The sequence below is a fragment of the Brevibacillus sp. YAE8 genome (assembly GCF_057543335.1).
The window spans coordinates 67022-92107 of sequence record NZ_BAAIYG010000018.1 but is presented as its reverse complement, the minus strand read 5'-3'; the positions used below and the strand labels follow the sequence as shown (position 1 = coordinate 92107).

The window sequence follows — 25086 nt, the reverse complement described above, 5'->3', positions numbered from 1 at the left end:
CCGCCAGCGTTCGTCCTGAGCCAGGATCAAACTCTCCAATAAAGTTTGTTACTGGTTCAAAACTGGCAAATCATTAATGATAGACTCATCAACGCTTTCGCTGTTCAGTTTTCAAAGAGCATTTTTTGTCGAACGTTTTACATCTTATCACGTTCGTTGTTTACGAGTCAAGAACTTTTTTATCGAAAGTTGTTATCTTTTCTCGTGTTTTGTCGTCGTTCTTGGCGACAAGGAATAATCTATCACATCTAAAATACGAAATCAATAGCTAATTTTAAAAGTTTTATCTTCCAGTCGAATTTTGACACCTCTGCTGTCGACTCCATCAGCGCTGCCCCGAAGGTAAACAAAGGAGCCGCTCCCCTGAAAACAGTGGGGAACGGCTCCTTTTCACTTAATCGGCCAAAGCAAACTCTTCACGCAAAAGCCCCATTACAATCGTATCGTAATACTGCCCGTTCACGTACTCGTTTTGGCGGAGCCGCCCTTCGACGACAAATCCGCATTTCTCATAAGCGCGAATCGCCCGCGTGTTGCCGCTCCATGTATCCAACTGCACCCGCTTCAGATTCAAGCGCAGAAAAAGAAAGCGCAGCAAAACTTTCAGCGTGTCCGTGCCATATCCTTTGCTCCAGTACTCTTTAGCCAAAATCGCGATGCCAATGGTCGCCGTACGCGTAACCGAATTCACATCCCGATAGTCGCAATTGCCAATATGCACGCCATCAAGCGTATAGATCGAGAAAACAGCACGGTTGTACTTGTCATCCAATCGAGCCGTCCGCACGTTTTCCTCATACATCGTGCGAAGGGAATCAAGCGAAATATTGCTGTACACGACCATTGATGAGCCAGCAGCCAAGGTCGCCGCTTCTTCGTCATTGCGCCACAGATACAGCCTCTCCATATCCTCCGCCACAACAGGGCGCAGTTCCACTACCGTTCCTTTGAGCAATTTGTTTCCTGCCTTTCCATTGGTGATTGGCCAATCGATCATCGGTTTTGTCGAGTTTCATGATTCCTTTTTTCATGGACACCACACCTTTCAAAAGACAGATACTGGAATCATAACAAAAAACCACTCTACTGTACACAGAGTGGTTTTCTCGCAAGCAACACCAGCGCCTCACCGCCGCCTTTGCAACTCAGTCAGCACATCATCCAGCGGCAGCTTCTGCTCCCGCAGCAGGACAAGCAGGTGGAAAATCAAGTCGGAAGCCTCGTAGCGCAGTTCTTCGTGGCTGCGATTTTTCGCGGCGATAATCACCTCGGCGGCCTCTTCCCCGACTTTTTTCAAAATCTTGTCGACGCCTTTCTCGAACAAATAGGTCGTGTACGAGCCTTCCGGGCGCTCGGCCTCGCGAGCAGCGATCAACGCTTCCAGTTCGCCCAGAATCGCAAATCGGTCGACTGTCGCGCTCGTCACGGCTGTGACGGCTTTCTCGCTGCCCTCTGCTGTCTCCCGCTCCTGTCCCCCTGCCAAAAGCTCCCCGGCAAAACAGCTATAGGCACCTGTATGGCAGGCTGGTCCATTCGGCACGACTTGCACGACGAGCGCATCCCCGTCGCAATCCACCTGAATGGAAACAATCCGCTGTGTATTCCCGGACGTCGCCCCTTTGTGCCACAGCTCCTGTCTCGAGCGGCTCCAAAACCACGTTTCTTTCGTCTCAAGCGAACGCTGCAACGACTCCTCGTTCATATAGGCAAGCGTCAAAACAGCCTTGCTCACCGCATCCTGTACAATGACAGGAATCAGTCCTTTTTCGTCAAAGCGCACGTTTTCTGCTGTAAGAAGCTCTACTGTCATGGCCGCACGACAACTCCTTTGGTCTGGAGATACTCTTTCACCGAGTGAATGGACGTCTCATCGTAATGGAAAATAGAAGCTGCCAGAGCGGCATCTGCCCGCCCCGCTGTCAGCACGTCGTAAAAGTCTTCCTTCGAGCCTGCCCCACCAGAAGCAATCACCGGAATGTTTACCGCTTCCGAGACGCGTCTGGTCAATTCGATCCCAAAGCCCTTTTTCTCGCCGTCATCATCCATGCTGGTCAAAAGAATTTCGCCTGCTCCCAGCGCTTCCACTTCTTGCGCCCAGCTAACGACATCTTTGCCGGCAGCGTTGCGTCCGCCGTGCGTGTACACTTCCCAGCGCCCTTCCCCTACCGACCTGGCGTCAATCGCGACTACGATGCACTGGGAGCCGAACACATTCGCCCCCTCGCGAACAAGCTCGGGACGAAGCACAGCGGCTGTGTTCAGCGAAATTTTGTCCGCTCCGGCGCGCAAAATCCGCTTCATGTCCTCCACGCTGTTGATGCCGCCGCCAACGGTAAACGGAATCGTAATGTTGGCCGCCGTCCGCTCGATGACATCCACCATCGTCTTGCGCCCTTCGTGGGAGGCGGAAATATCCAGGAACACCAGCTCGTCCGCACGCTCTTCACTGTACTTCTTCGCCAGCTCGACCGGATCTCCGGCGTCGCGCAGCCCCACAAACTGGACTCCTTTTACAACCCGCCCGTCTTTGACATCGAGACACGGGATGATTCTTTTAGCCAACATCCTGCTCACGTCCCTCCATGCGAGTCAGCGCTTCTTCCAGCGTGAAAGCGTCCGTGTAAAGAGCTTTTCCGACAATCGCGCCGGACACTCCGTCTGCTGCATGCCCTGCCAAAACGAGCAGGTCATCAAGCCGACTCACGCCTCCAGAGGCAATGACCGACTTGCCTGTCGCTATCGCGAGTGCTGCGATTTCCTCGACATTCGGCCCTGTCATCGTGCCGTCGCGGGCAATATCGGTGTAAATAAACGTTTCCGCGCCGTATGCCACCAGCCGCTTTGCCAGCTCTGTCGCCGCGACGTCCGTTGTCTCCAGCCAGCCGCGCGTAGCGACCAGGCCATTGCGGCAGTCGAGTCCAATCGCGATTTTGTCGCCGTACGCCTGCAAAATCCGTTTCGTAAAAGGCTCGTCTTCAATCGCGGCGGTGCCGACAATCACCCGCGCCACGCCTGCATCCAAATAGTCCTTGATCTGCGCTTCCGTCCGAATGCCGCCGCCAACCTGCACGGGGACGGACACTGTGCGGGCGATTTCCTTGATGATGGACGCATTGGCCGGCTTTCCTTCCTTGGCCCCGTCCAGATCAACGAGGTGCACCCACTCGGCCCCCTGCTCTACCCAACGCTGTGCCATGGCAACAGGCGAATCGGCGTACACCGTCTCTTGGGCGTAATCCCCTTGAAACAGCCGCACACATTTTCCGCCGCGAATATCAATAGCTGGATAAATGATAAAACTCACGCCAAAACCCCCTCGCATTGAACGGCAAAATTGCGCAGCAGCCGCATTCCCGTCTCTCCGCTCTTTTCCGGATGGAACTGCATCCCGTACACCTGGCCGCGTCCGACAATCGCCGTGACCTCCTGATGATAGTCGCTCGTCGCCAGCAGCACATCCGGCTTGCACAGCACATGGTACGAGTGAACAAAATAAACGTACTCGCCTTCGCGCACTCCCTCCAGAAGCGGATGCTCCCGCCGGAGACGCAACTGGTTCCAGCCCATGTGCGGCACTTTGTAGTCGCCGCAAAAACGGACCGCTTCACCGCGAATCAGGCCGAGTCCGGTGTTTTCCCCGTGCTCCTCGCTTTTGTCAAACAAAAGCTGCATCCCCAGGCAAATGCCCAAGATCGGCCGTTCGGAAGCGACGTATGCGTCAATCGCCCGATCCAGGCCCAGCTCCCTGATGTTTGCAATCGCGTCGCCAAAAGCGCCTACCCCCGGCAAAATCAGCCCGCTGTACTCCTGCAGCCGATCAGGCGCAGAAACGAACTCATACGAATAGCCGAGCCGCTCCAAAGCCTTGCTCAAGCTGTACAAATTGCCCATGCCGTAATCAATGATGCCTATCATCCTACAAAACCCCTTTGGTAGACGGGACCCCTTTTACACGCGGATCGATCGTCGTCGCTTCGTCCAGAGCACGGCCCAGCGCTTTGAAAATAGCCTCGATCATGTGGTGCGTATTGTGGCCGTAGTGCAAGATCACATGCAGATTGATCCGCGCTTCGAGCGCCAGCTTCCACAGAAATTCATGCACAAGCTCAGTCGGAAACTGGCCGACCATGTTCGTAGGATAAGCGGCCCGATACTCCAGATGCGGCCGGTTGCTAATGTCGATCACAACCTGCGCCAGCGCGTCATCCATCGGAACAAAGGCGTTCCCGTAGCGCTTGATTCCTTTTTTGTCGCCCAGTGCCTCGCGGATGCAATGCCCGAGACAGATGCCGATGTCCTCTACCGTGTGGTGGTAGTCGATTTCGATGTCTCCTTTTGCTTTTACCGTCAGATCAAAATGCCCGTGCCGGGTGAACAGGTCAAGCATGTGGTCCAAAAAAGGCACTCCCGACTCCTGCTTGCTTTCGCCTGCTCCATCTACGCCAAAAGAAAGGGCGATCTGCGTCTCATTTGTATTGCGCTCAATAGCTGCTGTGCGGATTGTACGATCACTCATCACTGGTCACACTCCTGCTTCTCGCGATCAAAGTCGCGCAGTCTCTCGGTTATGGCGCGTCCATGCCCCGCCAGCCCTTCCTGCTCGGCCAGGGTCACGATTTTTGGCCCGTTTTTCACCAGGTCATCCTTGCTGTAAGAGATGACACTGGATTTTTTGATAAAGTCATCCACCGACAGCGGCGAGGAAAAACGCGCCGTGCCGTTAGTCGGAATCACATGGTTGGTTCCGGCAAAATAATCGCCGACAGGCTCTGAGCTGTACGGCCCGAGGAAAATCGCCCCGGCGTTTTGCACCTTGCCCAACTGTGCGAAAGGCTCTGCAATCATGATCTCCAAATGCTCGGGAGCGATCCGGTTGATGACGGCGAACCCTTCGTCCAAATTTTCCACGAGCAAAATCGCCCCGTAATCCCGAATCGCTGCTGCGGCAACCGACTGGCGCGGCAGTTCGGCAAGCTGCCGCTCTACCTCCAGCGCCACCTGCTCGGCCAACTCCCGCGAAGGCGTGACCAAAATCGCGGCCGACATCGGATCATGCTCCGCCTGCGACAGCAAATCGGCAGCGACATAACGCGCATTGGCGGTGTCATCAGCCAGCACGGCAATTTCGCTTGGCCCGGCTACCATGTCAATGCTGACCAGCCCGAACACCTCGCGCTTTGCCAATGCGACAAAAATATTGCCCGGCCCGACGATCTTGTCTACCGCCTTGATCTGTTCCGTGCCATAGGTGAGCGCCGCGATGGCTTGCGCTCCGCCCACTTTGTAAATCTCCGTCACCCCCGCGATCTGCGCCGCTACGAGAATCGCCGGATTGACCTTGCCGTCCGCTCCCGGCGGGGTAGTGATGACCACCTCGGGGACGCCTGCGATTTTGGCCGGGATCGCGTTCATCAGGACGCTGGAAGGATAGGCGGCCGTGCCCCCCGGCACGTACAGTCCCGCGCGCTGCAAAGGGCGAATCAACTGTCCCAGCAGCGTGCCGCTCTCCTTCGTCACAAACCACGACTGGCGCACCTGGCGGCTATGGTAATCGCGTATGTTTTCCGCCGCCTCCTGTAAAGCCGCTTTGACCTGCGGAGAGACTTGCTCGCTCGCTTCGGCAAACTCCGCTGCGCTCACCCGAAACGTCTCCAGCCGCACCCGGTCAAACCTCTCTGTATATTCCCGCAAAGCTTCGTCTTTTCGCTCCCGAACAGCGGCGAGAATGGCCCTGACGGCTTCCTGCTGCTCTCTCGTCCCCGACTCCACCGACCGCTTTCCGTCAAACTGACTCGCTTCCATAATCCGCATGGTCCTTCTCCCCCTCCTTCTCTCTATTTTCTGCCTGGAATAACCTCCAGAAACTTTCCGGCAATATCATCGACCGCTTCGCTTTTCATCCGGTAGCTCGCGCGGTTGGCAATCAGCCGCGTCGTAATCTCGCAAATATGTTCCAGCTCCACCAGGCCATTTTCTTTTAACGTCCGGCCGGTAGAGACGATATCCACAATCCTGTCCGCAAGCCCGATCATCGGCGCCAGCTCCACCGAGCCGTTCAGCTTGATGACCTCCACCTGCTGCCCCTGCTCGCGAAAATAGCGGGAAGCGATCTTCGGATATTTGGTCGCCACTCTCGGCGCTTCTGTCGGCTTCCAGTCCGGCAATCCGGCGACCATCATCCGGCAGTAGCCGATCTGCAGGTCCAACAGCTCGTAGACATCCCGTTCTTCTTCGAGCAAAACATCCTTGCCGACCACGCCTACGTCCGCAACTCCGTATTCCACATAAGTCGGGACATCGGTAGGCTTTGCCAAAATAAATTCGAGCCTGGCATTTTCCACAGGGATGACCAGCTTGCGTGAATCCTGCAGTTCAGCCGTTACCTCCAGACCCGCCTGCTGCAAAAAGTGCACAGCCTCTTCAAAAATTCGCCCTTTGGGCATGGCAATCGTCAGCTTTTGCTCATTTGCGAAAAACGCCATCTCCTACTCCTCCTGTTCCGTCATGCAGATCACCTTGCTGTAGCCTTGCCCGCTCTCTGCCGCTATCTCCGCTTTTCCCGTTACGAGCCGGGTCACGACCACCTGGAAGTCCGCGCGCAACTGCTGCGCCTTTGCCAATGCTTCCGGCCGCCGATCTTCTGTATAAAGCAGCAAAATGCGTTCTGGCGCTTGACCTCGCAGCGACGGCGTGACCGTCAGCAGCCGATCCATTTTGATCGCAAACCCGGTGGCAGGTGCAGAGCGCCCGAACTGGGCCAAAAGCTGATCGTAACGCCCGCCGCCCAACAGCGGAGAGCCGAGATCGGCGGCGTAGCCTTCAAAGACAACGCCTGTATAGTAGTTCAGATTGATAATCAGATTGAAGTCCAACAGCAAATCCTCGGTAACCCCGTATGCCTCCAGCGATTCCCACAAGGAAGCAATCGTTTCTACCGCCCGCCCTGCTTTTCCGTCACCCGCAAGCTCCCGCGCCTCCGCGATTTTGCTTTTTCCGCCGCGCAAACGAAGCAAGGCGTCCAGCCGCTTTTTCCCCGCAGAGTCAATCGCAACCGTCTCCAGCAATTGGCGGAAGCCGACAAAATCGCGCTCGTGCAAATACTGGCGGAATTGCTGGCGCACATCCTCTTCGGCAATCACGTCTTCCAGCAGCCCGTCTACAAAATCGACGTGCCCGATCGCAATTCGGAACGTCTCCACGCCTGCCGCCCGCAAACAAAAAACTGCCAGCGCGATCGCCTCCGCATCCGCATCCACAGAGCCGTCGCCAATCAGCTCGATCCCCGTCTGGAAAAACTCCGCATTTCGGCCAGCTTCCTTCTCCTGGGCGCGAAACACGTTGGCCTGATAAAACAGGCGGATCGGCAGCGGTACATCTTTATATAAAGAAGAAACAACGCGAGCGATTGGCGTCGTCATGTCCGGCCGCAGCACAACGGTATGCCCCTGTTTATCCAACAGGCGAAACATTCGATCTGTCAGCGTTGCGCTCGCCATTCCCACGGTATCGTAATACTCCAGCGACGGTGTGGAAATTTCCTCGTACCCCCACCGTTCGATACAATGCCGCAGCGCCCGCTCCAAATGCCGTTGCTTCGCCAGTGATTCCGGTAATATGTCCCGCATCCCCAGCGGTTTTTCAAATCCCAACGGCTTCGCCATCGTCATTCCCTCCATTGCTCCGTTTCGCTTTACTCTGCTAATATGGTAACAAACTAAAGTGTTATGATGAAGATTACCACGAAGACCGCTCACGGTCAACGGAGATAAGAATAGTCGAAAAATTCTTGATTATAAGCTGTAGGCGACCCGAACAATGCTTGCAAACACCGCTCATCTCCAACGGCTTCACCAGCAGCCCCGCTTCTCTCTGCTGCAAGCCAATAAAAAAGAGCCCGCCAAAACGGACTCCGTTCCTTTATTCTTTCTTTCTCCCGCAAAAGCCTGACCAGCGGCGCGCGAGCCTATTTTTCCTCAAGCCCTCCCGGCCGAATCACTTGCATCGGGTTGCCGCCGACAAAAGACCCGGGCGCCACGTCCTTGTGGACCACCGTTCCCGCAGCCACGATCGCCCCGTCCCCAATCGTCACCCCCGGCAAAATCGTCGAGTTGGCTCCAATCAGCACCCTGTCACCAATGCGCACTTCTCCCAGCCGGTATTCCTCCACGAGATACTCGTGGGCGAGAATGGTCGTATTGTAGCCAATCACACTGTTTTTGCCGATTTTTATCAACTCCGGAAACATCGTGTCCATCATGACCATCAGCGCCACTGCCGTTTCCTGCCCGACCTCCATCCGCAAAAAGGTGCGGTACATCCAGTTTTTCCATGACGGAAAAGGCGTGTAGCGGGCAAGCTGGATGACGATGAAGTTTTTCATGACTTTCCAGAAGCTGACCGTGCGGTACATTTGCCAGAGCGGGTTTGGCCCCTGGACCGGATAACGTGTTGTCTTCCTCATACGCCACTCTCCGTCCTACAAGTCTGAATCGGCATCTTCCAGAATGGCGTTCGACTGCTTGCGCGAGAAATGCATCGCCGCATTGTAGCCCATCCGCTTCAGGCGGAAGTTCATCGCTGCCACTTCGATGATGACGGCCAGATTTCGCCCTGGTCGCACGGGTACGGTAATGATCGGGATGTCCGTGTCCATGATTTTCAGCGTCTCTTCGTCCAGTCCCAGCCGCTCGTACATTTTGTGCGGTTCCCACAGCTCCAGTTGCACGACCATCTCAATATTTTTCACGTTGCGGACAGCCCCTGCTCCGAACATGGTCATGACATTGATGATCCCCACGCCGCGAATCTCCAGCAAATGCTGGATCAGCTCAGGTGCGCTGCCGCTTAGCTGGCCTGCCTGCGTCTGGCGAATTTCGACAGCATCATCCGCCACCAGTCGATGCCCGCGTTTGACCAGTTCCAAAGCGGCTTCGCTTTTCCCGATTCCGCTCGATCCCATAATCAGGACGCCGACCCCGTAAATATCCGTCAGCACGCCATGAATCGTGGTAGTAGGCGCCAGGCGGTTCTCCAGGAAGTTGGTCATTTTGCCCACCAAGGTCGTCGTCGCCAAAGGCGATTGCAGCACAGGCACGCCCCAGTTGTTCGAGGCCTCGATCATTTCCTCCGGGACAGGCTGGTTGCGCGTCACACAAAAACACGGCGTCTGCCCCTGCATCAAAAAATTCATGCGCTCCAATCGCTCATCCCTGTTCAGCGTCTGGAAAAAGTTGATTTCCGTCAAGCCAAACAGTTGAATCCGTTCCTCGGCGTAGTAGGAGTAGTAGCCTGCAAGCTGCAAGCCCGGACGGCTCAAATCCGTCACCGTAATCTCGCGCCCCAGCCCCTCTTCTCCGCTTAAAATCGTCATATTGAAATGATCCACAAGGTGGCTCACATTTGTCTTGCGCATGAAAGCTTCCCCCTTATCTGGGATATCCGTCCCCGGTTGTGTGCCTCTATTGTATCGAAACCATCTTGCCTCCGACAACCTTTGCCTCTCGACCCCCAACTTGCCTAAGCTTGCAATTTGTCGTATCATTTACATTTTTCGCGTTATTTCATAAGATATAAAATGAGGTTGGTATCAGGCGAAATCTGAGTTAAAGTGCAAATATAGACTGCTTTACTCCGAATGTCGGACAAAAAGAGGAGGCAACACCTTGGATTTTTTACTTCGCTTCTTACTCGTAGACATACCCGAAGCCTTCTTGCTACTGACGATTAGTTTGGCTTTATTCAACCTGTCGGTGTTCGAAAAGAAGAAACAAGCCATTCTATTTAGCCTGCTATTTGCACTAACAGGCGAGCTGCTAACTTTGCTGGAAGTGCTTTATCAACCGAAAGTATTGTTAATGTTTTTATGCACTACTGTGCTCTTGCTAGGTCTATACCGCTTTAACATTCTCAAATCGGTTTTCATGGGAACGTTTGCGATTGCCGTCATGCTTTTAGCTGAATCTATCATTCTCGTCATTTTCAACAGTCAGCAACTATTTCTGGAAGAGATTTTGTCCTCTACCATGTTAGCTGTTGTAGCCCGGACATTTTACCTTGGGGTATACGTTGGCATTGCTGTATTACTTCGTGTCAATAACTTTGATATACGTACGCTATTTAAACACAATCAATTAAATCGTCTGAATCGCTATTTGTTCCTGTTGATCCTATTAGGCAGCATTGAATTCTTTCTCATTTTATTCATGAACACCTCATTTTTTCTGCGGGGAAACAATTCATCCATATTCGCCCTGTACACTCCGCAGTTTCAACTGTTTTTCCAGTTGGCTATCTTGACTCTGTTTATTGCTATCGTCATTTTGTTCCGAATTTACCTCAATTTGACAATCAACCAAGTGGAAGAAGAAACCGGAACACCATACCTGAACAGCATTCAGGATCTCTTTACTGCTGTTCGTTCGATCAAGCATGATTCTTTGAACCACTACACAGCCATCAATGGATTACTGAAAAAGGAATTACATAGTCATGCCAAGGAATACGTAGAGCAATTGCTAAAAGAAACGGTATTGATTGAAAGATCCGCTGACTCCAGTTCGCAAGTATTGGAACGGATCAAGAACCCAGCTATCGCTTCCTTGCTACAATCAAAAATGGTAGTTTGCTTGGCTGAACGCATCTCGCTCACAATGGAAATTAAGAAAATCAGCCAGTTCTCCCACTACAAAACATACGACTTAATCAAAATCTTAGGCAATTTGCTGGATAACGCTATACGTGCAACCTCCTACGAACTGGAGGAAAATCGTTACATACGTCTGGAATGGGGACAAACGGAGAACGAGCACTACCTGTACATCGAAAATAGCGGTCCGACAATCCCGGAGAATCGGCTGCAAGAAATTTTCCAAACGAGCTATACAACGAAAAAGAATGGAGAAGGCGGCCTTGGCCTCGCCATCGTCAAAAACGTAGCGGAACGCTACAACGGCAAGATTCAAGTCAAATCTGCTGATGGAGTCACCAGTTTTTACATTTCGTTTGTTAACCGATAGCAGGGGAGGCCATCAATATGACCTGGACAGGGAAATTGTCAGGAAAAATTGCCCATCGCATCAAGACAGATGATACACCGTACACAACTGGACAATTGGCGCACGGGATCGAACTTTTTTTGTTAAATGCTCTTAATCTTTTCGTCATCCTGCTTGTATCTGCTTTACTCGGGTTGCTAGGAGAGGTCTTCCCTCTCCTATGCCTTCTCTTTTTACTCCGTTCTTTAACGGGCGGGGCTCATTTGAAAAATCCGTGGTCTTGTCTGGGAGCAACACTTCTGCTCTTGCTTCTCGGTGGCGCAATCATCGAATACATCCCTAAGCCTTCTGCCTCTGTTTTGTCGCTCCTGACGATATTTACCGCTGGGGTTGGCATCATCATCAACTATGCATACGGTCCAGCCAAACATACGTATATGCCTGATAATCCGGCTGCTCAAAAAAGAAATCGGAAAATTGCAATCTTCCTAATCATTATCGGTTGCATTCTCTCAATTTTATTGGTAAGATATTCCTATAGGCACTCTATGACTTACATACTAGCAGTTTTCTATCAATCTTTTTTTCTCATGCCTATTTCGTTTCGCTTTGTATCTTTCCTGGAAAAAAACTTTTTGAGAGGATGATACCCATGAAGAAAGTGCTTTCCACTGTTTGCAATTTCTTTGGCGGTCTGTCTGTTTTGAACGTCTCGGGAGTTTTAAAGGCTGGAATATTCTACGAACCACTCCCGCCTCACATGCGAAACGAAGAGAAATCTAACAATCAAGCATAATCCCGCCACAATAGCAAACCCGCGAACTCTCCCGAAAGAGTCCGCGGGTTTTTTTTGATGCTTTCTACCTTTTCTCTTTTTTCATGCCGACAACCATTTCGATCAACCAGCCAAAAATACTCATCAGCGCGGCAGCCACGATGACGATGCCGATATTGTCCGGCCACGGTCCCACTTCGAATCCGTCAATGAAGTAGGCTGTCAGGGCAAACGTCACAGCGTTGATGACAAACCAGAAAAGCCCCAACGTCAGGATCGTCAGCGGCAAAGTAAAAAACATCAGCACCGGACGAATCAAGGTGTTCACGACACCCAAAATCAGAATGGCCCACAATGCCACGGTGAAATTCGCAACATAAATGGACGCAAACCATTTGCTAATGAAAAGCAAGGCAGCTCCGTTCAGGAGCATTTTGATTATCCAGCGGATCATCCTCATTCCTCCTTCCGCCAGTTTCCCCAGCGTCTACTGGAGTCCTTTCACTTCCCGCTCCCACTGCGCAAAAAAGCGGACCATGAACGCGTGCCGTTCCTGCGCAATCGCTTGGGCCGTTTTGGTGAACAGCCTGTCTTTGATGCGCTGCAGCTTCCAGTCATACTCCTTGAGCGGAGTATGCTGCTGCGGGTCGTCGGATTGGATAGGCCCTCCAATAACCCCAGTATAAGCAAAAACTCTGGCAACTCCAATAGCGCCAATCGAATCGAGCTTGTCCGCATCGAACAAGATTTTTTCTTCCAGGCTTACAGGCGGACGCTCCTTGCGAAAGCGATGGGCGAGGATCACGGACTGTACCCGCGCGATCCGTTCTTCTTCCATGCCGCGCTCCCGCAGCCATTTTCCTGCCATTCGCGCGCTGATTTCCGCGTGACACTCCCCGGTCTGCCGCTCCTCCGCTCTCCCGACATCGTGCAGCAAAGCAGCGAGGCGCAGCACCTGCATGTCCGCCCCTTCCTCGCCGCCGATCCGCTCGCACATTGCCAGCACGCGCAAATTATGCTGCCAATCGTGTGCAGGGTCTTGACCGTCAAAGCATTTTTTCGCTTCCTCCACCAGATCGGCTGGGAGGGCCGCCAGCGCTTTTGCCACGTATTCCATGTTCTTCTCCCCCGTCTCTTGCCAGCATGAGCATGGCATGGCGCAGCCTCGCCACGCTTTTAGCGGTTCCCTTTTTCGTGCCCGGCTTGTTTTGTACAGAAAAAGACGCCCCCCTGCTTTTGCCAGGGAGGCCATCTTTGTTTACTTCGATACCAACTGTTCCAGCTTGGCCATGGTTCTCGCTCTATCTCTTTCCAAAATCGGCTTCAAGTACGTTCCCGTGTACGAGCCTTCCAATTGCGCCACTTCTTCCGGCGTACCTGTGCCGACAATCTGTCCGCCGCGGGTACCGCCTTCTGGCCCCAAATCGACGATGTAATCGACCGTTTTGATGACATCCAGATTGTGCTCGATGACGAGTACTGTGTCGCCGTTTTCCACCAGGCGCTGCAACACCTTGAGCAGACGGTCGATGTCATCCGTATGCAAGCCTGTTGTCGGCTCATCCAAAATGTACAGCGTGCGCCCTGTGCTGCGGCGATACAGCTCGGAGGCCAGCTTGACGCGCTGCGCTTCCCCGCCGGAGAGAGTCGTTGCAGGCTGTCCCAGCTTCATGTAGCCAAGGCCGACGTCCACAATCGTTTGCAGCTTGCGCTCGATCTTCGGCAGATTGCGGAAAAACTCCACCGCATCCTCAATCGTCATTTCCAGCACGTCAGCGATGCTCTTGCCCTTGTATTTTACATCGAGCGTCTCCCGGTTGTAGCGCTTGCCGTGGCACACCTCGCAAGGCACGTACACGTCCGGCAAAAAGTGCATCTCGATTTTGATAATCCCGTCGCCGCTGCACGCCTCACAGCGCCCGCCTTTGACGTTGAAGCTGAAGCGACCTTTTTTGTAACCGCGCACCTTCGCTTCGTTCGTCGAGGCAAACAGATCGCGAATGTCGTCAAAGACGCCTGTGTACGTCGCCGGATTGGAGCGCGGCGTCCGGCCAATTGGGGATTGGTCGATATCAATGACTTTGTCCAGATGCTCCAGTCCCACGATGCGGCGGTGTTCGCCCGGCTTTACTTTGGCGCCGTTCAGATCGCGCGACAGCGCCTTTTGCAAAATCTCGTTGATGAGCGTACTTTTCCCGGAGCCTGATACACCTGTCACAGCGACGAACAATCCCAGCGGAATTTTCGCTGTGACGTTTTTCAGGTTGTTTTCCTTCGCGCCCTCGATTTTGATCCATTTGTCTGTAGGCTTTCTGCGCTCCAGCGGGACCGGAATGAACTTGCGACCGCTCAAATAGGCGCCTGTGAGCGAGTTTTCATCCTTCATCACTTCTTCCGGCGTGCCCGCAGACACTACCTGGCCACCGTGAATACCCGCACCAGGCCCGATGTCGATAATGTAGTCGCAAGCCATCATCGTATCTTCGTCATGCTCGACGACGATCAGCGTGTTCCCCAGCTTGGTCATATGCTCCAGGGTCTTAATCAGGCGGGCGTTATCCCGCTGGTGCAGACCGATGCTCGGCTCGTCGAGGATGTAGAGGACGCCCATCAGGCTGGAGCCGATCTGGGTAGCCAGCCTGATCCGCTGCGCCTCGCCCCCGGACAATGTCCCGGCCGCCCGGCTCAGAGTCAAGTAATCCAGCCCGACGTCGATCAAAAAGTTGAGCCGTGCCTTGATTTCCTTCACGATCAGGTTGGCAATCTTCGCTTCCCGCTCGGTCAACTCCAGTTCATTAATGAACTGGTGTGCATCGAGAATCGACAGCGTCGTCAGCTCGGAAATGCTGCGCTCTCCAACCTTCACAGCGAGGCTCTCCTGACGCAAACGGTGCCCTTTGCAGACAGGGCAAGGTTTTTGGCTCATGAAGCCTTCGATTTGCTCGCGAATGTAGTCCGAGCTGGTTTCCAGATGACGGCGTTGCAGATTCGGAATGACGCCTTCAAACGGCACAACCGCTTCCCTGACTTGCCCGAACTCATTTTCATAGCGGAACTGGATTTTCTCCCCTTCGCTGCCGTACATCAAAATCTGCACTTGCTCCGAGGGCAGCTCCTCGTATGGAATGTCCATGCGAATGTTAAAGTGGCGGCAAGCCGATTCCAGCAACTGCTGATAGTAAGTCGACGACTTCGGCTCCCAGGCGCCAATCGCGCCGTCATGCAACGTCTTGGTCGCATCCGGAACGACCATGTCCGGGTCTACCTCCAGCTTTACGCCCAAACCGTCGCACTCCGGGCACGCGCCAAACGGACTGTTGAAAGAGAAAATTCGCGGCTCCAGCTCGCCGATGGAAAATCCGCAAATCGGGCAGGCGTGCTTCTCGCTGAACAACAGCTCCTCCTGCTCCATCACGTCGACGATCACCTTGCCGTCCGCGAGGCGCAAAGCCGTCTCCAAAGAGTCCGCGAGGCGCGACTGCACATCCGGCTTCACGACGACGCGGTCCACCACGACTTCGATGTTGTGCTTTTTGTTTTTTTCCAGCTTGATGTCCTCGGACAAATCGGTAATTTCGCCGTTCACACGCACGCGCACGAAGCCCTGCTTGCGAATGTCCTCCAGCAGCTTGACGTGCTCTCCCTTGCGTCCCTGTACCATGGGCGCGAGGATTTGCATTCTCGTGCGCTCCGGGTACTCCATCAGGCGATCTACCATCTGCTCGATCGTCTGGGACTGAATTTCGATGCCGTGCTCTGGACAGATCGCTCTGCCCACACGCGCATACAAAAGACGCAAATAGTCGTAGATTTCCGTCACCGTGCCGACTGTGGAGCGCGGGTTGCGGCTCGTCGTCTTCTGGTCGATGGAAATAGCGGGCGACAGCCCTTCAATCGAATCCACATCCGGCTTGTCCATCTGCCCGAGGAACTGGCGGGCATAGGCAGAGAGAGACTCCACGTAGCGCCGCTGTCCCTCTGCGTAAATCGTGTCAAAAGCAAGGGAAGACTTTCCCGAGCCGGACAAACCCGTCAATACGACGAATTTGTCCCTCGGAATCACTACATCAATGTTTTTCAGATTGTGGGCACGCGCGCCCTTGACGACAATATGTTCCAATGGCATGAAAAAACCTCTCCTTAGAGTTCCGCCTTCAGCTCCAGAATCAAATCACGCAGTTCGGCCGCACGCTCGAACATGAGGTTGCGCGCCGCTTCCTTCATTTCTTCTTCCATGCGTTCGATGACAGCCAGTCGATCTTTCTTCGGCATCTTCTTGAAATCGGCGTGTGGCAAATAGTCCGCTTTTTCCTCGGCCACCTTTGTCGCCTCAATCACTTCGCGCACAGCTTTTTTCACCGTCTGCGGGGTGATGCCGTGCTTCTCGTTGTAGGCGAGCTGGATGGCGCGGCGGCGCTCCGTCTCGCGAATCGCCGAGTTCATCGAGTCCGTCATCTTGTCCGCGTACATAATCACGCGCCCTTCGGCGTTCCGGGCTGCCCGCCCGATCGTCTGGATCAGGGAGCGCTCATTGCGCAGGAAGCCTTCCTTGTCGGCGTCCAAAATAGCGACAAGCGAAACCTCGGGCAAGTCCAGACCTTCCCGCAACAGGTTGATCCCGATCAGCACGTCAAATTCGCCCAATCGCAAGGAACGCAAAATCTGCATCCGCTCGATCGTCTTGATGTCGGAGTGCAAGTAGCGGACCTTGATCCCGATCTCTTTCAAGTAATCGGTCAGGTCCTCCGACATTTTTTTCGTCAATGTCGTGACGAGGACGCGTTCGTTTTTGGCAATCGTAGCCTGGATTTCCCCGATGAGATCGTCAATTTGCCCTTTGATCGGGCGCACCGAGATCGTCGGATCGACCAGTCCTGTCGGGCGAATGACCTGCTGCACCAGTTCCGGGCAGTGCTCCAGCTCATACGGGCCGGGCGTTGCCGAGATGTATATCGCCTGGTTGATTTTTTGCTCAAACTCCTCGAATCGCAGCGGGCGGTTATCCTTCGCAGACGGCAGGCGGAATCCATGCTCGACCAGTACGTTCTTGCGCGCCTGGTCGCCGTTGTACATCCCCCGCACCTGCGGCAAGGTCATGTGCGACTCGTCAATCAACAGCAGGTAGTCCTCTGGAAAGTAATCCATCAGCGTGTACGGAGCGTGCCCTGCCGGAAGCCCCGTCAGATGGCGCGAGTAGTTTTCGATCCCGGAGCAAAAGCCCATCTCCAGCATCATCTCAATATCGTAGCGCGTCCGCTGCTCCAGCCGCTGCGCTTCCAGCAGCTTCCCGGCTGCGCGCAGCTCTGCCAGCCGCTCTTCCAGCTCCGCCTCGATGCTTTGGACGGCCAGCTTCATTTTTTCTTCGCGGGTGACATAGTGGGACGCAGGGAAAATCGCTACGTGGTCGCGCTGCCCTAAAATCTCTCCGGTCAGCACGTCAATGGAGGTGATCCGCTCAATTTCGTCTCCGAAAAACTCCACGCGAATCGCCTGCTCGCTCTGTGACGCCGGAAAAATCTCCACGACGTCTCCGCGCACCCGGAAGGTCCCCCGCGTAAAGTTGATGTCGTTGCGCGTGTACTGGATGTCGACCAGCCGATGCAAAATCTCGTCTCGTCCTTTTTCCATGCCGACGCGCAGCGACAGCAGCAGCTCCTTGTATTCTTCCGGCGAACCCAAGCCGTAGATGCACGATACCGACGCCACAATAATGACGTCGCGCCGCTCAAACAGGGCACTGGTCGCCGAGTGACGCAGCTTGTCAATCTCGTCGTTGATGCTGGAGTCTTTTTCAATAAACGTATCCGATTGGGGAATGTACGCTTCCGGCTGGTAGTAGTCATAGTAGCTGACGAAGTATTCCACCGCGTTATTCGGGAAAAACTCCTTGAACTCTGCGCATAGCTGGGCAGCCAATGTCTTGTTGTGCGCCATCACCAGTGTCGGCTTGTTCACCTGGGCAATCACCTGGGCGGCCGTATAGGTTTTTCCCGTACCAGTGGCCCCGAGCAACGTCTGGTGCCGCTTGCCTGCCTGGAGCCCCGCTACCAGTTCGGCGATCGCGGTCGGCTGGTCACCGGACGGTTGATACTCCGATACCAATTCAAAACGGTCCATTCCCTCGTTCATCTCCTCGTTGCATAACTGTTTCTATTTCCATTATAACACAATTCCGGCTATGATAAGCCGAAATTCGAACAAATGTTTGTCTTCATCCTTCGACACATTATACCGATAATAAGTAGTAGTGTACAAGCACGTACGGTTAGACTCGCCACCTTCAGGGAGGATCGACATGTCAGATATCGGAACCACCGTTAAAAATAATCCTTATATTCAACCACATATGAGCTATCAAGGCAAAAAGGAGTTCACCACAGAGCTTGACAACAACGCCTTCATGAAGCTGCTGCTGGAACAGTTGAAGCATCAGGACCCGATGTCCCCGATGGACAACTCCCAGTTCATCCAGCAGACGAGCATGATGACCATGGTGGAAAAAATCACCAAAATGGCGACGCTGATGGAGCAATCGAACAACAGCATGCTGACACTGGAAAAGTACGAGTCGCTGATCGGCCGCACCGCCACCTACTCCCTCACGACCAAAGACGAGGTGACGGGTGAAACCTCGACGGAGACGAAGGAAGGCGTGCTCGACGCCGTTTACATGGACAGCGGCAAAATCTACTTCCGCATCGCCGGAGAGTCTACCCCGATTCCGCTCGCGGACATCAAAGGTCTGGAATCGCAGGGCATGACCGGAAATGCGCTGGATAGCAGCGTGAAGTTCATGAACATGATCGGCAAGGAAATCTCGTACAAGACGACCAAGGAAGTAGACAAAGACGGCAATCCGGCGACCACAGACGACATCACCAAAGTAGATGAAATCGCCAACGCGGTCGTCACCGGCTTCTCCATGAAAGACGGCGCCACGCAGTTTACGCTCGATAACGGCATGACGGTCAAGCTCGATCAGGTCGTGGGCATGAGCGTCAGGCCGGACAGCAGCGTCATGAGCAATTCGCTGCAGTACGCCCAAATGATCGGCTTCAACATCACCTATACGGAAAAGCAAACCAATACAGACGGCTCGACCACGGACAACAGCCTGAACGGTGTCATTAAAGCCGTCAGCATGAAAAACGGCGTCGTGGAGTTCGTCTTGACCGATGACAAAAAAATTGCGCTGAATCAAATCACCGGGTTTGAAGCGAGCGCCTAGTCCTTTCTATGCGAAAAAGCCGCACTTGCTCTCTCTGGAGCGTGCGGCTTTTTCTTTTTACTTGTCCCTATTCTTTTACGACCGTCTGTCCCGTAAGCGCATCGACATACAACGTCGTATCTATCTTCACATCGCCCCCGCAAAAACAGTGCGAGCGGGTCTGGCGGAAGGACAGGTCATAGCCAAGCTTCCAGCTCATCGCGCCTGTTTGCCGATCCTTTTGGTGAATGTAGGTCAGTTCAAGCGGCATGGCTTGCAGCAATCGCTCCATCGCTCCCTGTTCATTGATCGCCTTGGCGCGAGCGGGGAAGACCATGTTGTCCGGGCGCTGTACGATCACTTCCTCGACCTTGCCCGTCCACGCATTTGCGGTAATCGTGTACATCCCTTCTTCTTTCATCTGCCCGATCCGGTAGACGGGAACGCCGCCGATAAGCGGGTCGGCCACCAGCGTCGTATATTTGTCGGTGCCGACATCGGCAAGCCTCAACTGGTTGCTTCCGGAAGGCACAAGTCTTCGCAACAGCGCTTCCGCCCCTTTGCGATCCCGGCTCTTGTCTGTTTTGGCGGTGGACCACTGCTCATCTGCCTGCTTGTAGACAAAACGAATCAGCCGCCCTGTCTTGGCATCGGTTTCGAGCATAATATGGTGCTTTTGGGCCTGGCTGATCCCTACCGGAAAACTTCCGATGTGGTATTTCTTGTCCGCATCTGCGACACCCTCCGGGAAGTAGCCCCAAATAAAGAAACGGCGCTCCTGGCCGTCATCGTACTTCTCGTCCAATACGGCAAGCGGCAAATTGGCTGATTCGAGTTTGAACAGGATGCGCAGCAAATTGCGGGCCTCGTTCTCGGTCTGCGCGCTCCACTTTTCCCCTGTCCCGGTCACGTTCAAAATTTGTGCCTGCTGGACTGGTGCTGCCAGCCTTTTTCCGCTGAACGCGTCCAAGGCACTGCCGGTATGCTCCTGCGAAATGACTCCATCCTTGACAATATAGGCGAGACGCGCTGCCGTCTGATTGTTTTGCTCCTGCTCCGGCAGCAAGTACACCAGCTCCAGCGGGCGTTGTCCCTTCCACTTGCCCACTGCTTGCGCTGCGGAAATGACGCGCTGCGGCGAAGGGAGTACCGCCAGATTCACGGTTTCATACAATCGCCCGTCAAACATCCGCAACCCGACAAGCCGCCCCGCGGCGTCGAAGCTGACAAAGCTGTCATACGCATCGTCGAACACCACATTGTTCACTTTGCGAACCATTCTGACCGTCAGCTTGCCTTCTTCCTTCTTCACTTCTCTCGCCTGATACGTATTTCCAGCAAGCAAGCCTGTCAGGAAAGTCTGCGCTCGCGTTTTCGCTTGCTGGTCAGTCGGAAATGCTGGCTTTGCCATTTTGGCGGGAACGAGGTCCAACTGGAGCAAATTCCCTGTGGCTCGGTCAAAAATCGCGCTGTCCTCCCCCTGAGCTGTTCCGGTGGCCGCCCGCACAAAAGACACTTTTACGCCGCTGACACCTGGTCCATCCACATCGCCACCGTAAACGACCTTGCGCGAAGACAGTTCCGGCAACAGCCGAACCAATTTTTGCACCCCTTTGGCAACAGGTGCAGGGACTGCGCTCTCGGCATTCGCTGCGAGTACAGAACTGGCCGATTTTTCTGCGCTTGCTCCGGCAAATGGCGCAACCATTATGCTTGTCGCCGTTAACGCCCCAGTCAAAACGCACAAGACCGTTTTTTTCAGATCGGACAAATGACTCACTCCCTTCATTTCCTCGTAAAGGTAGACGCGCCAGCCAGGCGTAAGTTTTACGAACAGACGAGCTTTTCAGAAAAATGTTTTTATCGAACCTGTCTATCCAAAAAAAAGAAGGCACGCAACCGTTGGCGCATACCTTCTCTCCTTCTCTCGTTCGATACATCAAGCTCCGACATTCAGTTTTTCCAGCTTCTGCTTGATAAGCTCGACGACGCTGGATCGTTTCAAATCGACAAATACGCGAGTCGTTGCGTCCGGCACCACGATGATTCCCAATTGATGGTGATTGCCCGCGTAGACAGCGCACTGCACAAACTTCATCTCGCCTTCGCGCGTGAGCACTTCCATTTTGCAAAAAGCCGGATTGGCCTGCAACGCCGGGTACAAGTCTTCCTTGTCTCGCACCGGAATGCCGTTGACCTTCACGATGATTTCTCCTGTCGCAATCCCGATCTCCTCTGCCCGCGTGCCCGGGATGACTCCCATGACCTTGATGCCGCGTGAAGACTGGATGTAGTAAGGAGAACGCTTCCTTTCTTTCCACTGGCTCCAGAAAAACAACGCTTCATGCCCGAACAACGCAAACAGGGCAGCGAGCAAAACGAGCGGGGCAAACAAGACGGACAGGGCGCAAAGCGCCAAAAGCCCGACTGCGTACCAGGTAAGGTTTTTGGAAATTTGCTTGACCTTTTCCAATGGTGTCATCGTTTGGGTCATATCCGAAAAACCCGTAACCGTCGGCAGCAGCATCAGTCCGAAGGAAGCAAGCTCGCCTGAAAAAAACGGCCAACCCGGATAAAGCGCGCCACTGATCGTCCTCGGCTCCACCTGGACGAACAGGGCAAGCGGAGTCAGCCAAAAAGAATGCAACAAGTAAGCCCCGACGATTCGTCCGCGCTGTCCTTCGACAAACAGCGGAGAAGCGTCCCTGCCTCCGTTCCAGCGGACGAGCATCGCTTCGATCAAGTGCATGATGGCTACCAGGGCAAGGAGCGGAATCGGCTTCGCCTGCAGCAGCATTGTCCACACACTGCCCAGACCAGGAACGTCCTGCAAACCCGGAAACAGTTGGGCAATTACATGGAAAACCGTCAGCAGACCCGCCGCATAAGCAAAGCAGAGAAAACGCAAGCGAACCAGCGCCAAAAGAAGGGCCAATGCCCATAAAATCCACAAATCCTGCGCCTGCACGACGACTCCCAGTCCTGCGGCGAGAAGAGAGATGCACAATCCCCCTGCCACGCCCATCCCTACTGCGCGGATTGTCGAAAGGAGCGGAGACTGCATGCGTGCGGCAAAGAGCTGCCTTTCCAGCTTCATCTGTCTGCGATAGTGCAAGTAAATGAAGCCGAGAAAGAGGTAAAAAACGGGATTGAGAAAAAATGCGGCAAAGCCATATGCAATGGAAAGCATATCTGCCTGAATCGCCAATTGCCTCACCTCAAATGGAAAAGAAGAAAACCACGACATGTGATTTGCCGTGGTTATCATTTCTACGGAAAAGCGGAATTTCCCTGCTTCCCTGTTCTTGATTATTTTTCCTATTTGCCGGTAACGACATCCAGCGCCTTCTGCAATTGCAGATCGTTCTCCGGCTTGCGCATCGTTTCGCGCAAGCTTTCTTCGAGCTGACTGCGGGTCGCCGCGTCCACTTTTCCGGTCACAGGCAGCTTTTTCGCCGTCTGGAACTGCTTGATCGCCTGTTCGGTCTTTTCGTCAAAGTAGCCGTCATCGCGGCCTGGCGACAATTTCAGTCCGGTCAGGATCAGTTGCAGGTTCTTCACGTCAGCGCCTGCCATGTCGCGGGCCAGCTCCTTGTCGGCTGGCAACTGCGTCGCATTGAAATAATCAGGCTGCGCGACCTTGAAGTCCGGCTCGATTCCTTTTTTGTGAATCCATTCGCCGCTTGGGGTGACCCATTTGGCGATGGTCAGCTTGAGCTGGCTCTTGTCCGTCATTTCCATCGTGCTTTGGACAGTGCCTTTTCCGAAGCTCTTTTCGCCGACCAGCTTGTAGTTGCCGCTGTCGCGCATCGCCCCGGCCAAAATTTCCGAGGCACTGGCACTGCCGCCGTTAATCAGGACCGCAATCGGATACGGTTTGGCAGCATCCGTTATCGAGCGGTACTCTTCTTTTTGCTGCCCGCCAGCACCGTACTCAATGGCGACGATGACGCCTTTTTTCGGCACGAGCACTTCTCCGATTTCTTTGACAGCCAGCAAATAGCCGCCCGGATTGCCGCGCACGTCGATGACGAGGCCGCCGATTCCCTTTTTCTCCAGGGAAGCAAGCTGCTCCTTGAAGTGCTTGGCTGTTTCCGTCGAGAACTGGGTAATGCCGATCACGCCGACCTTTACGCCGTTTTTCTCGATAATTTGGCTATTCACCGTTTCGATTGGAATATCGTCACGAATGCACACGATGTTGAGTGGCTCTGCCACTCCTGCGCGAACGACCTTCAGAACGGCTTTCGTTCCTTTTGGCCCGCGAATTTTGGTCACGGCCTGATGCAGATCCAAGCCTTCCAGCGATTCTCCGTTGACGCTCAAAATCTGGTCGTTCGGTCTAAGACCCGCACGCTCGGCCGGAGAACCTTTGAACGGCGAGACGACGGTGACCCGTCCGTTTTGCATCGTGACCTCTGTGCCGATTCCCTGGAAAGTCGAATGCAGCGTCGAGGTAAACTCTTCGGCTGATTTCGGGTCCATGTAATCGCTGTACGGATCTTCCAAAGCTCCGACCATCCCGCCGATTGCGCCTTCTACCAACTGTTCATTCGTAACCGTTTGAATGTAGTCTTTTTTAATCGCTGTAAAAGCTTCATACAGCTTCTTGAACTCCTGGGGATATTCCGAGCCTCCCGAAAACACCGCGCCTGTGGACGCAGTCAGCGCCCCATTCTGAGTTGCGTTCGCGCTGGCTGATGTCTTCATCATCGCTATGGTCAAAAAGCTGCTGGCCACCATCGAGATGAGCACAAGCGCTAATACGGTACGTCCTTTCCATCTCACTACTCACGTCACCATCCTTTGTGCTACCGGCAAAAAGATATGCTGCTAGTGTATGCATTTGCCGTTAGCAATATTTGTCTGGCTGCCCGTTGCTTGACTATTTCAGGTACGGCATAGGGTTGACGGCAACGTCGTTTTTGTAGACGGTAAAATGAAGGTGATTTCCGGTAGAGCGGCCAGTAGAGCCTACTTCGGCGATTTTTTGGCCTCTCGATACGGATTGTCCCACAGAAACCTTGATGCCACCCTCGCGAATGTGTCCGTAGAGCGTGGTGATCTCCGCACTGTGTTTAATCATTACCGTATTCCCGAAGCCGTTGGAATACCCTGCGAAAATGACGACCCCGTCAGCCGCAGCCAAGATCGGCGTTCCTTTGTGTGCTGCCATGTCTACACCATTATGCCCAGCAGAACGGCCTGTAAACGGGTCTGACCGCATCCCGAAGCCTGAACTGAAGCGAAACTGTCCGTCCGCGATCGGCAAACCGAGCTTGCCGCCCTTGTACCCTGTGCTGGACGCGCTCATCGCGCGCACACGCTCCGCATATTTGGCGGCTTCCTGACGTGTGATTTCGATCAGTTGCTGTCCGTACTGCTCCAGGTCTTCTTCCAGTGCGGCCTCTTTTTTCTTCAGTTCGGCCTTGACCACGAGACTTTGCTTGTACTGCTTGTCCAGCTCAGCCTTGAGCGCTTCCGCCTCGTCGAGCATTCCCGCGTAAACGGTCAGTTGATGCTCGATTTCTTTCTTCTTCGTCTCGATCGTTTCTTTGTCGCGAATATTGTCTTCTAGGATACGCGTATCCTGCTCAAGGATCAACTGCAAACCCTCCATGCGGGTCAGAAAATCGCCAAAGTCGGACGATCCGAGCAGCACGTCCAGGTACGAGACATTTCCCCGTTCATACATGGATTTTACCCGGGTTTTCAGCAGCGTTTCCCGCTTCGCTACCCGATCCTTCGCCTCGTCCAGTTGATCTTGCGCCTCGGCAGCTTTTTCCTTTGTTTCATTCATTTGCTTTTCGAGCTTGTCCAGCTTGTTTTGCGCCTCGTTGCGGCGCAGGTCGATCGTCATCAGTTGCGTCTGCAAATCTTGCTGTTCCTTTTGCACGACACTGATCTGCTGCTCGGTTTGCTTCAATTGTTGCTGCTGTTGTTTCTTCTTTTGCTGTATTTCCTTCAACTCGCGATTGATCTTGTCCAAAGATGCTTTGCTGGCTGCCCAGCTCACGTTAGTCGGGATCGCAGAACCAGCCAAGAGGCCGGTGATTAAGAGTGTGTATAGGATCCTCTTTCTCATGATACTCCTCCCACGTTTTCCAATG

At 53.9% G+C, this 25086-nt stretch carries 22 protein-coding genes; 3 read left to right on the top strand and 19 right to left on the bottom strand.

Annotation, left to right across the window (positions count from 1 at the left end; all coding sequences use genetic code 11):
- Positions 1 to 394 precede the first annotated feature (394 nt).
- The 11 genes from AC27IT_RS19120 to hprK form a co-directional block, all read right to left on the bottom strand.
- Positions 395 to 955 (bottom strand): GNAT family N-acetyltransferase, encoded by a 561-nt coding sequence (locus AC27IT_RS19120; protein ID WP_238504352.1) that lies wholly within the window; start codon positions 953 to 955, stop codon positions 395 to 397.
- 171 nt (positions 956 to 1126) lie between these two features.
- On the bottom strand, positions 1127 to 1810 hold the full coding sequence (gene hisIE, locus AC27IT_RS19115; protein ID WP_005829923.1) for a bifunctional phosphoribosyl-AMP cyclohydrolase/phosphoribosyl-ATP diphosphatase HisIE: 684 nt from the start codon (positions 1808 to 1810) through the stop codon (positions 1127 to 1129).
- A complete protein-coding gene (hisF, locus tag AC27IT_RS19110; RefSeq protein WP_007777911.1) occupies positions 1807 to 2565 on the bottom strand; it encodes an imidazole glycerol phosphate synthase subunit HisF in 759 nt (252 codons plus the stop codon). The genes hisIE and hisF overlap by 4 nt, the downstream gene beginning before the upstream one ends.
- Complete coding sequence (gene hisA, locus AC27IT_RS19105) at positions 2555 to 3304, bottom strand: 1-(5-phosphoribosyl)-5-[(5-phosphoribosylamino)methylideneamino]imidazole-4-carboxamide isomerase (RefSeq protein WP_122952595.1); 750 nt, start codon at positions 3302 to 3304, stop codon at positions 2555 to 2557. Before hisA ends, hisF begins: the two co-directional genes overlap by 11 nt.
- Positions 3301 to 3915, bottom strand: a complete 615-nt coding sequence (gene hisH, locus AC27IT_RS19100) for an imidazole glycerol phosphate synthase subunit HisH (RefSeq protein ID WP_005829917.1) — start codon at positions 3913 to 3915, stop codon at positions 3301 to 3303. The genes hisA and hisH overlap by 4 nt, the downstream gene beginning before the upstream one ends.
- Position 3916: 1 nt before the next feature.
- The gene (gene hisB, locus AC27IT_RS19095) at positions 3917 to 4516 is read right to left on the bottom strand and encodes an imidazoleglycerol-phosphate dehydratase HisB (RefSeq protein WP_007777917.1); all 600 of its coding nucleotides are present in this window, start codon (positions 4514 to 4516) and stop codon (positions 3917 to 3919) included.
- The gene (hisD, locus tag AC27IT_RS19090) at positions 4516 to 5811 is read right to left on the bottom strand and encodes a histidinol dehydrogenase (RefSeq protein WP_238504350.1); all 1296 of its coding nucleotides are present in this window, start codon (positions 5809 to 5811) and stop codon (positions 4516 to 4518) included. The genes hisB and hisD overlap by 1 nt, the downstream gene beginning before the upstream one ends.
- 23 nt (positions 5812 to 5834) lie before the next feature.
- Positions 5835 to 6482, bottom strand: a complete 648-nt coding sequence (hisG, locus tag AC27IT_RS19085) for an ATP phosphoribosyltransferase (RefSeq protein WP_005829913.1) — start codon at positions 6480 to 6482, stop codon at positions 5835 to 5837.
- A gap of 3 nt (positions 6483 to 6485) precedes the next feature.
- Positions 6486 to 7661, bottom strand: a complete 1176-nt coding sequence (locus AC27IT_RS19080) for an ATP phosphoribosyltransferase regulatory subunit (protein WP_005829912.1) — start codon at positions 7659 to 7661, stop codon at positions 6486 to 6488.
- Positions 7662 to 7963: 302 nt separating this feature from the next.
- Positions 7964 to 8461, bottom strand: coding sequence for an acyltransferase (locus tag AC27IT_RS19075; RefSeq protein ID WP_007777925.1), 498 nt, complete (start codon positions 8459 to 8461; stop codon positions 7964 to 7966).
- Positions 8462 to 8476: 15 nt separating this feature from the next.
- Complete coding sequence (hprK, locus tag AC27IT_RS19070; protein ID WP_005829909.1) at positions 8477 to 9412, bottom strand: HPr(Ser) kinase/phosphatase; 936 nt, start codon at positions 9410 to 9412, stop codon at positions 8477 to 8479.
- 250 nt (positions 9413 to 9662) lie between these two features.
- Here hprK and AC27IT_RS19065 point away from each other — a divergent pair, with 250 nt between their 5' ends.
- Positions 9663 to 11015 carry a sensor histidine kinase gene (locus tag AC27IT_RS19065; RefSeq protein ID WP_025844321.1) on the top strand — a complete coding sequence of 451 codons (1353 nt, stop codon included), beginning with the start codon at positions 9663 to 9665 and terminating at the stop codon, positions 11013 to 11015.
- A 17-nt stretch (positions 11016 to 11032) separates the two neighbouring features.
- Entirely contained in the window at positions 11033 to 11641 is a 609-nt protein-coding gene (locus tag AC27IT_RS19060) for an accessory gene regulator B family protein (RefSeq protein WP_025844319.1), read from the top strand.
- A gap of 213 nt (positions 11642 to 11854) precedes the next feature.
- Here the strand turns inward: AC27IT_RS19060 and AC27IT_RS19055 are convergent, their stop codons facing one another.
- The 4 genes from AC27IT_RS19055 to uvrB form a co-directional block, all read right to left on the bottom strand.
- On the bottom strand, positions 11855 to 12223 hold the full coding sequence (locus AC27IT_RS19055) for a phage holin family protein (protein WP_005829904.1): 369 nt from the start codon (positions 12221 to 12223) through the stop codon (positions 11855 to 11857).
- 33 nt (positions 12224 to 12256) lie between these two features.
- Positions 12257 to 12886: an HD domain-containing protein gene (locus AC27IT_RS19050; protein WP_025844314.1), complete on the bottom strand. Its 630-nt coding sequence runs from the start codon at positions 12884 to 12886 to the stop codon at positions 12257 to 12259.
- Between the two features lie 141 nt (positions 12887 to 13027).
- The gene (gene uvrA, locus AC27IT_RS19045; RefSeq protein ID WP_005829900.1) at positions 13028 to 15895 is read right to left on the bottom strand and encodes an excinuclease ABC subunit UvrA; all 2868 of its coding nucleotides are present in this window, start codon (positions 15893 to 15895) and stop codon (positions 13028 to 13030) included.
- Between the two features lie 14 nt (positions 15896 to 15909).
- A complete protein-coding gene (gene uvrB / locus AC27IT_RS19040) occupies positions 15910 to 17886 on the bottom strand; it encodes an excinuclease ABC subunit UvrB (protein ID WP_005829898.1) in 1977 nt (658 codons plus the stop codon).
- Between the two features lie 178 nt (positions 17887 to 18064).
- Between uvrB and AC27IT_RS19035 the strand changes: the two genes are divergently transcribed.
- Entirely contained in the window at positions 18065 to 18997 is a 933-nt protein-coding gene (locus AC27IT_RS19035; protein WP_283858345.1) for a flagellar hook assembly protein FlgD, read from the top strand.
- Between the two features lie 67 nt (positions 18998 to 19064).
- On the opposite strand, the gene AC27IT_RS19030 is transcribed toward AC27IT_RS19035, so the two are convergent.
- The 4 genes from AC27IT_RS19030 to AC27IT_RS19015 form a co-directional block, all read right to left on the bottom strand.
- Positions 19065 to 20765: a hypothetical protein gene (locus tag AC27IT_RS19030; protein ID WP_487092042.1), complete on the bottom strand. Its 1701-nt coding sequence runs from the start codon at positions 20763 to 20765 to the stop codon at positions 19065 to 19067.
- Positions 20766 to 20915: 150 nt separating this feature from the next.
- Positions 20916 to 22184 (bottom strand): PDZ domain-containing protein, encoded by a 1269-nt coding sequence (locus AC27IT_RS19025; RefSeq protein WP_487092041.1) that lies wholly within the window; start codon positions 22182 to 22184, stop codon positions 20916 to 20918.
- A gap of 110 nt (positions 22185 to 22294) precedes the next feature.
- A complete protein-coding gene (locus tag AC27IT_RS19020; protein ID WP_005829891.1) occupies positions 22295 to 23764 on the bottom strand; it encodes a S41 family peptidase in 1470 nt (489 codons plus the stop codon).
- A gap of 97 nt (positions 23765 to 23861) precedes the next feature.
- Entirely contained in the window at positions 23862 to 25061 is a 1200-nt protein-coding gene (locus tag AC27IT_RS19015; RefSeq protein ID WP_025844305.1) for a murein hydrolase activator EnvC family protein, read from the bottom strand.
- Positions 25062 to 25086 lie beyond the last annotated feature (25 nt).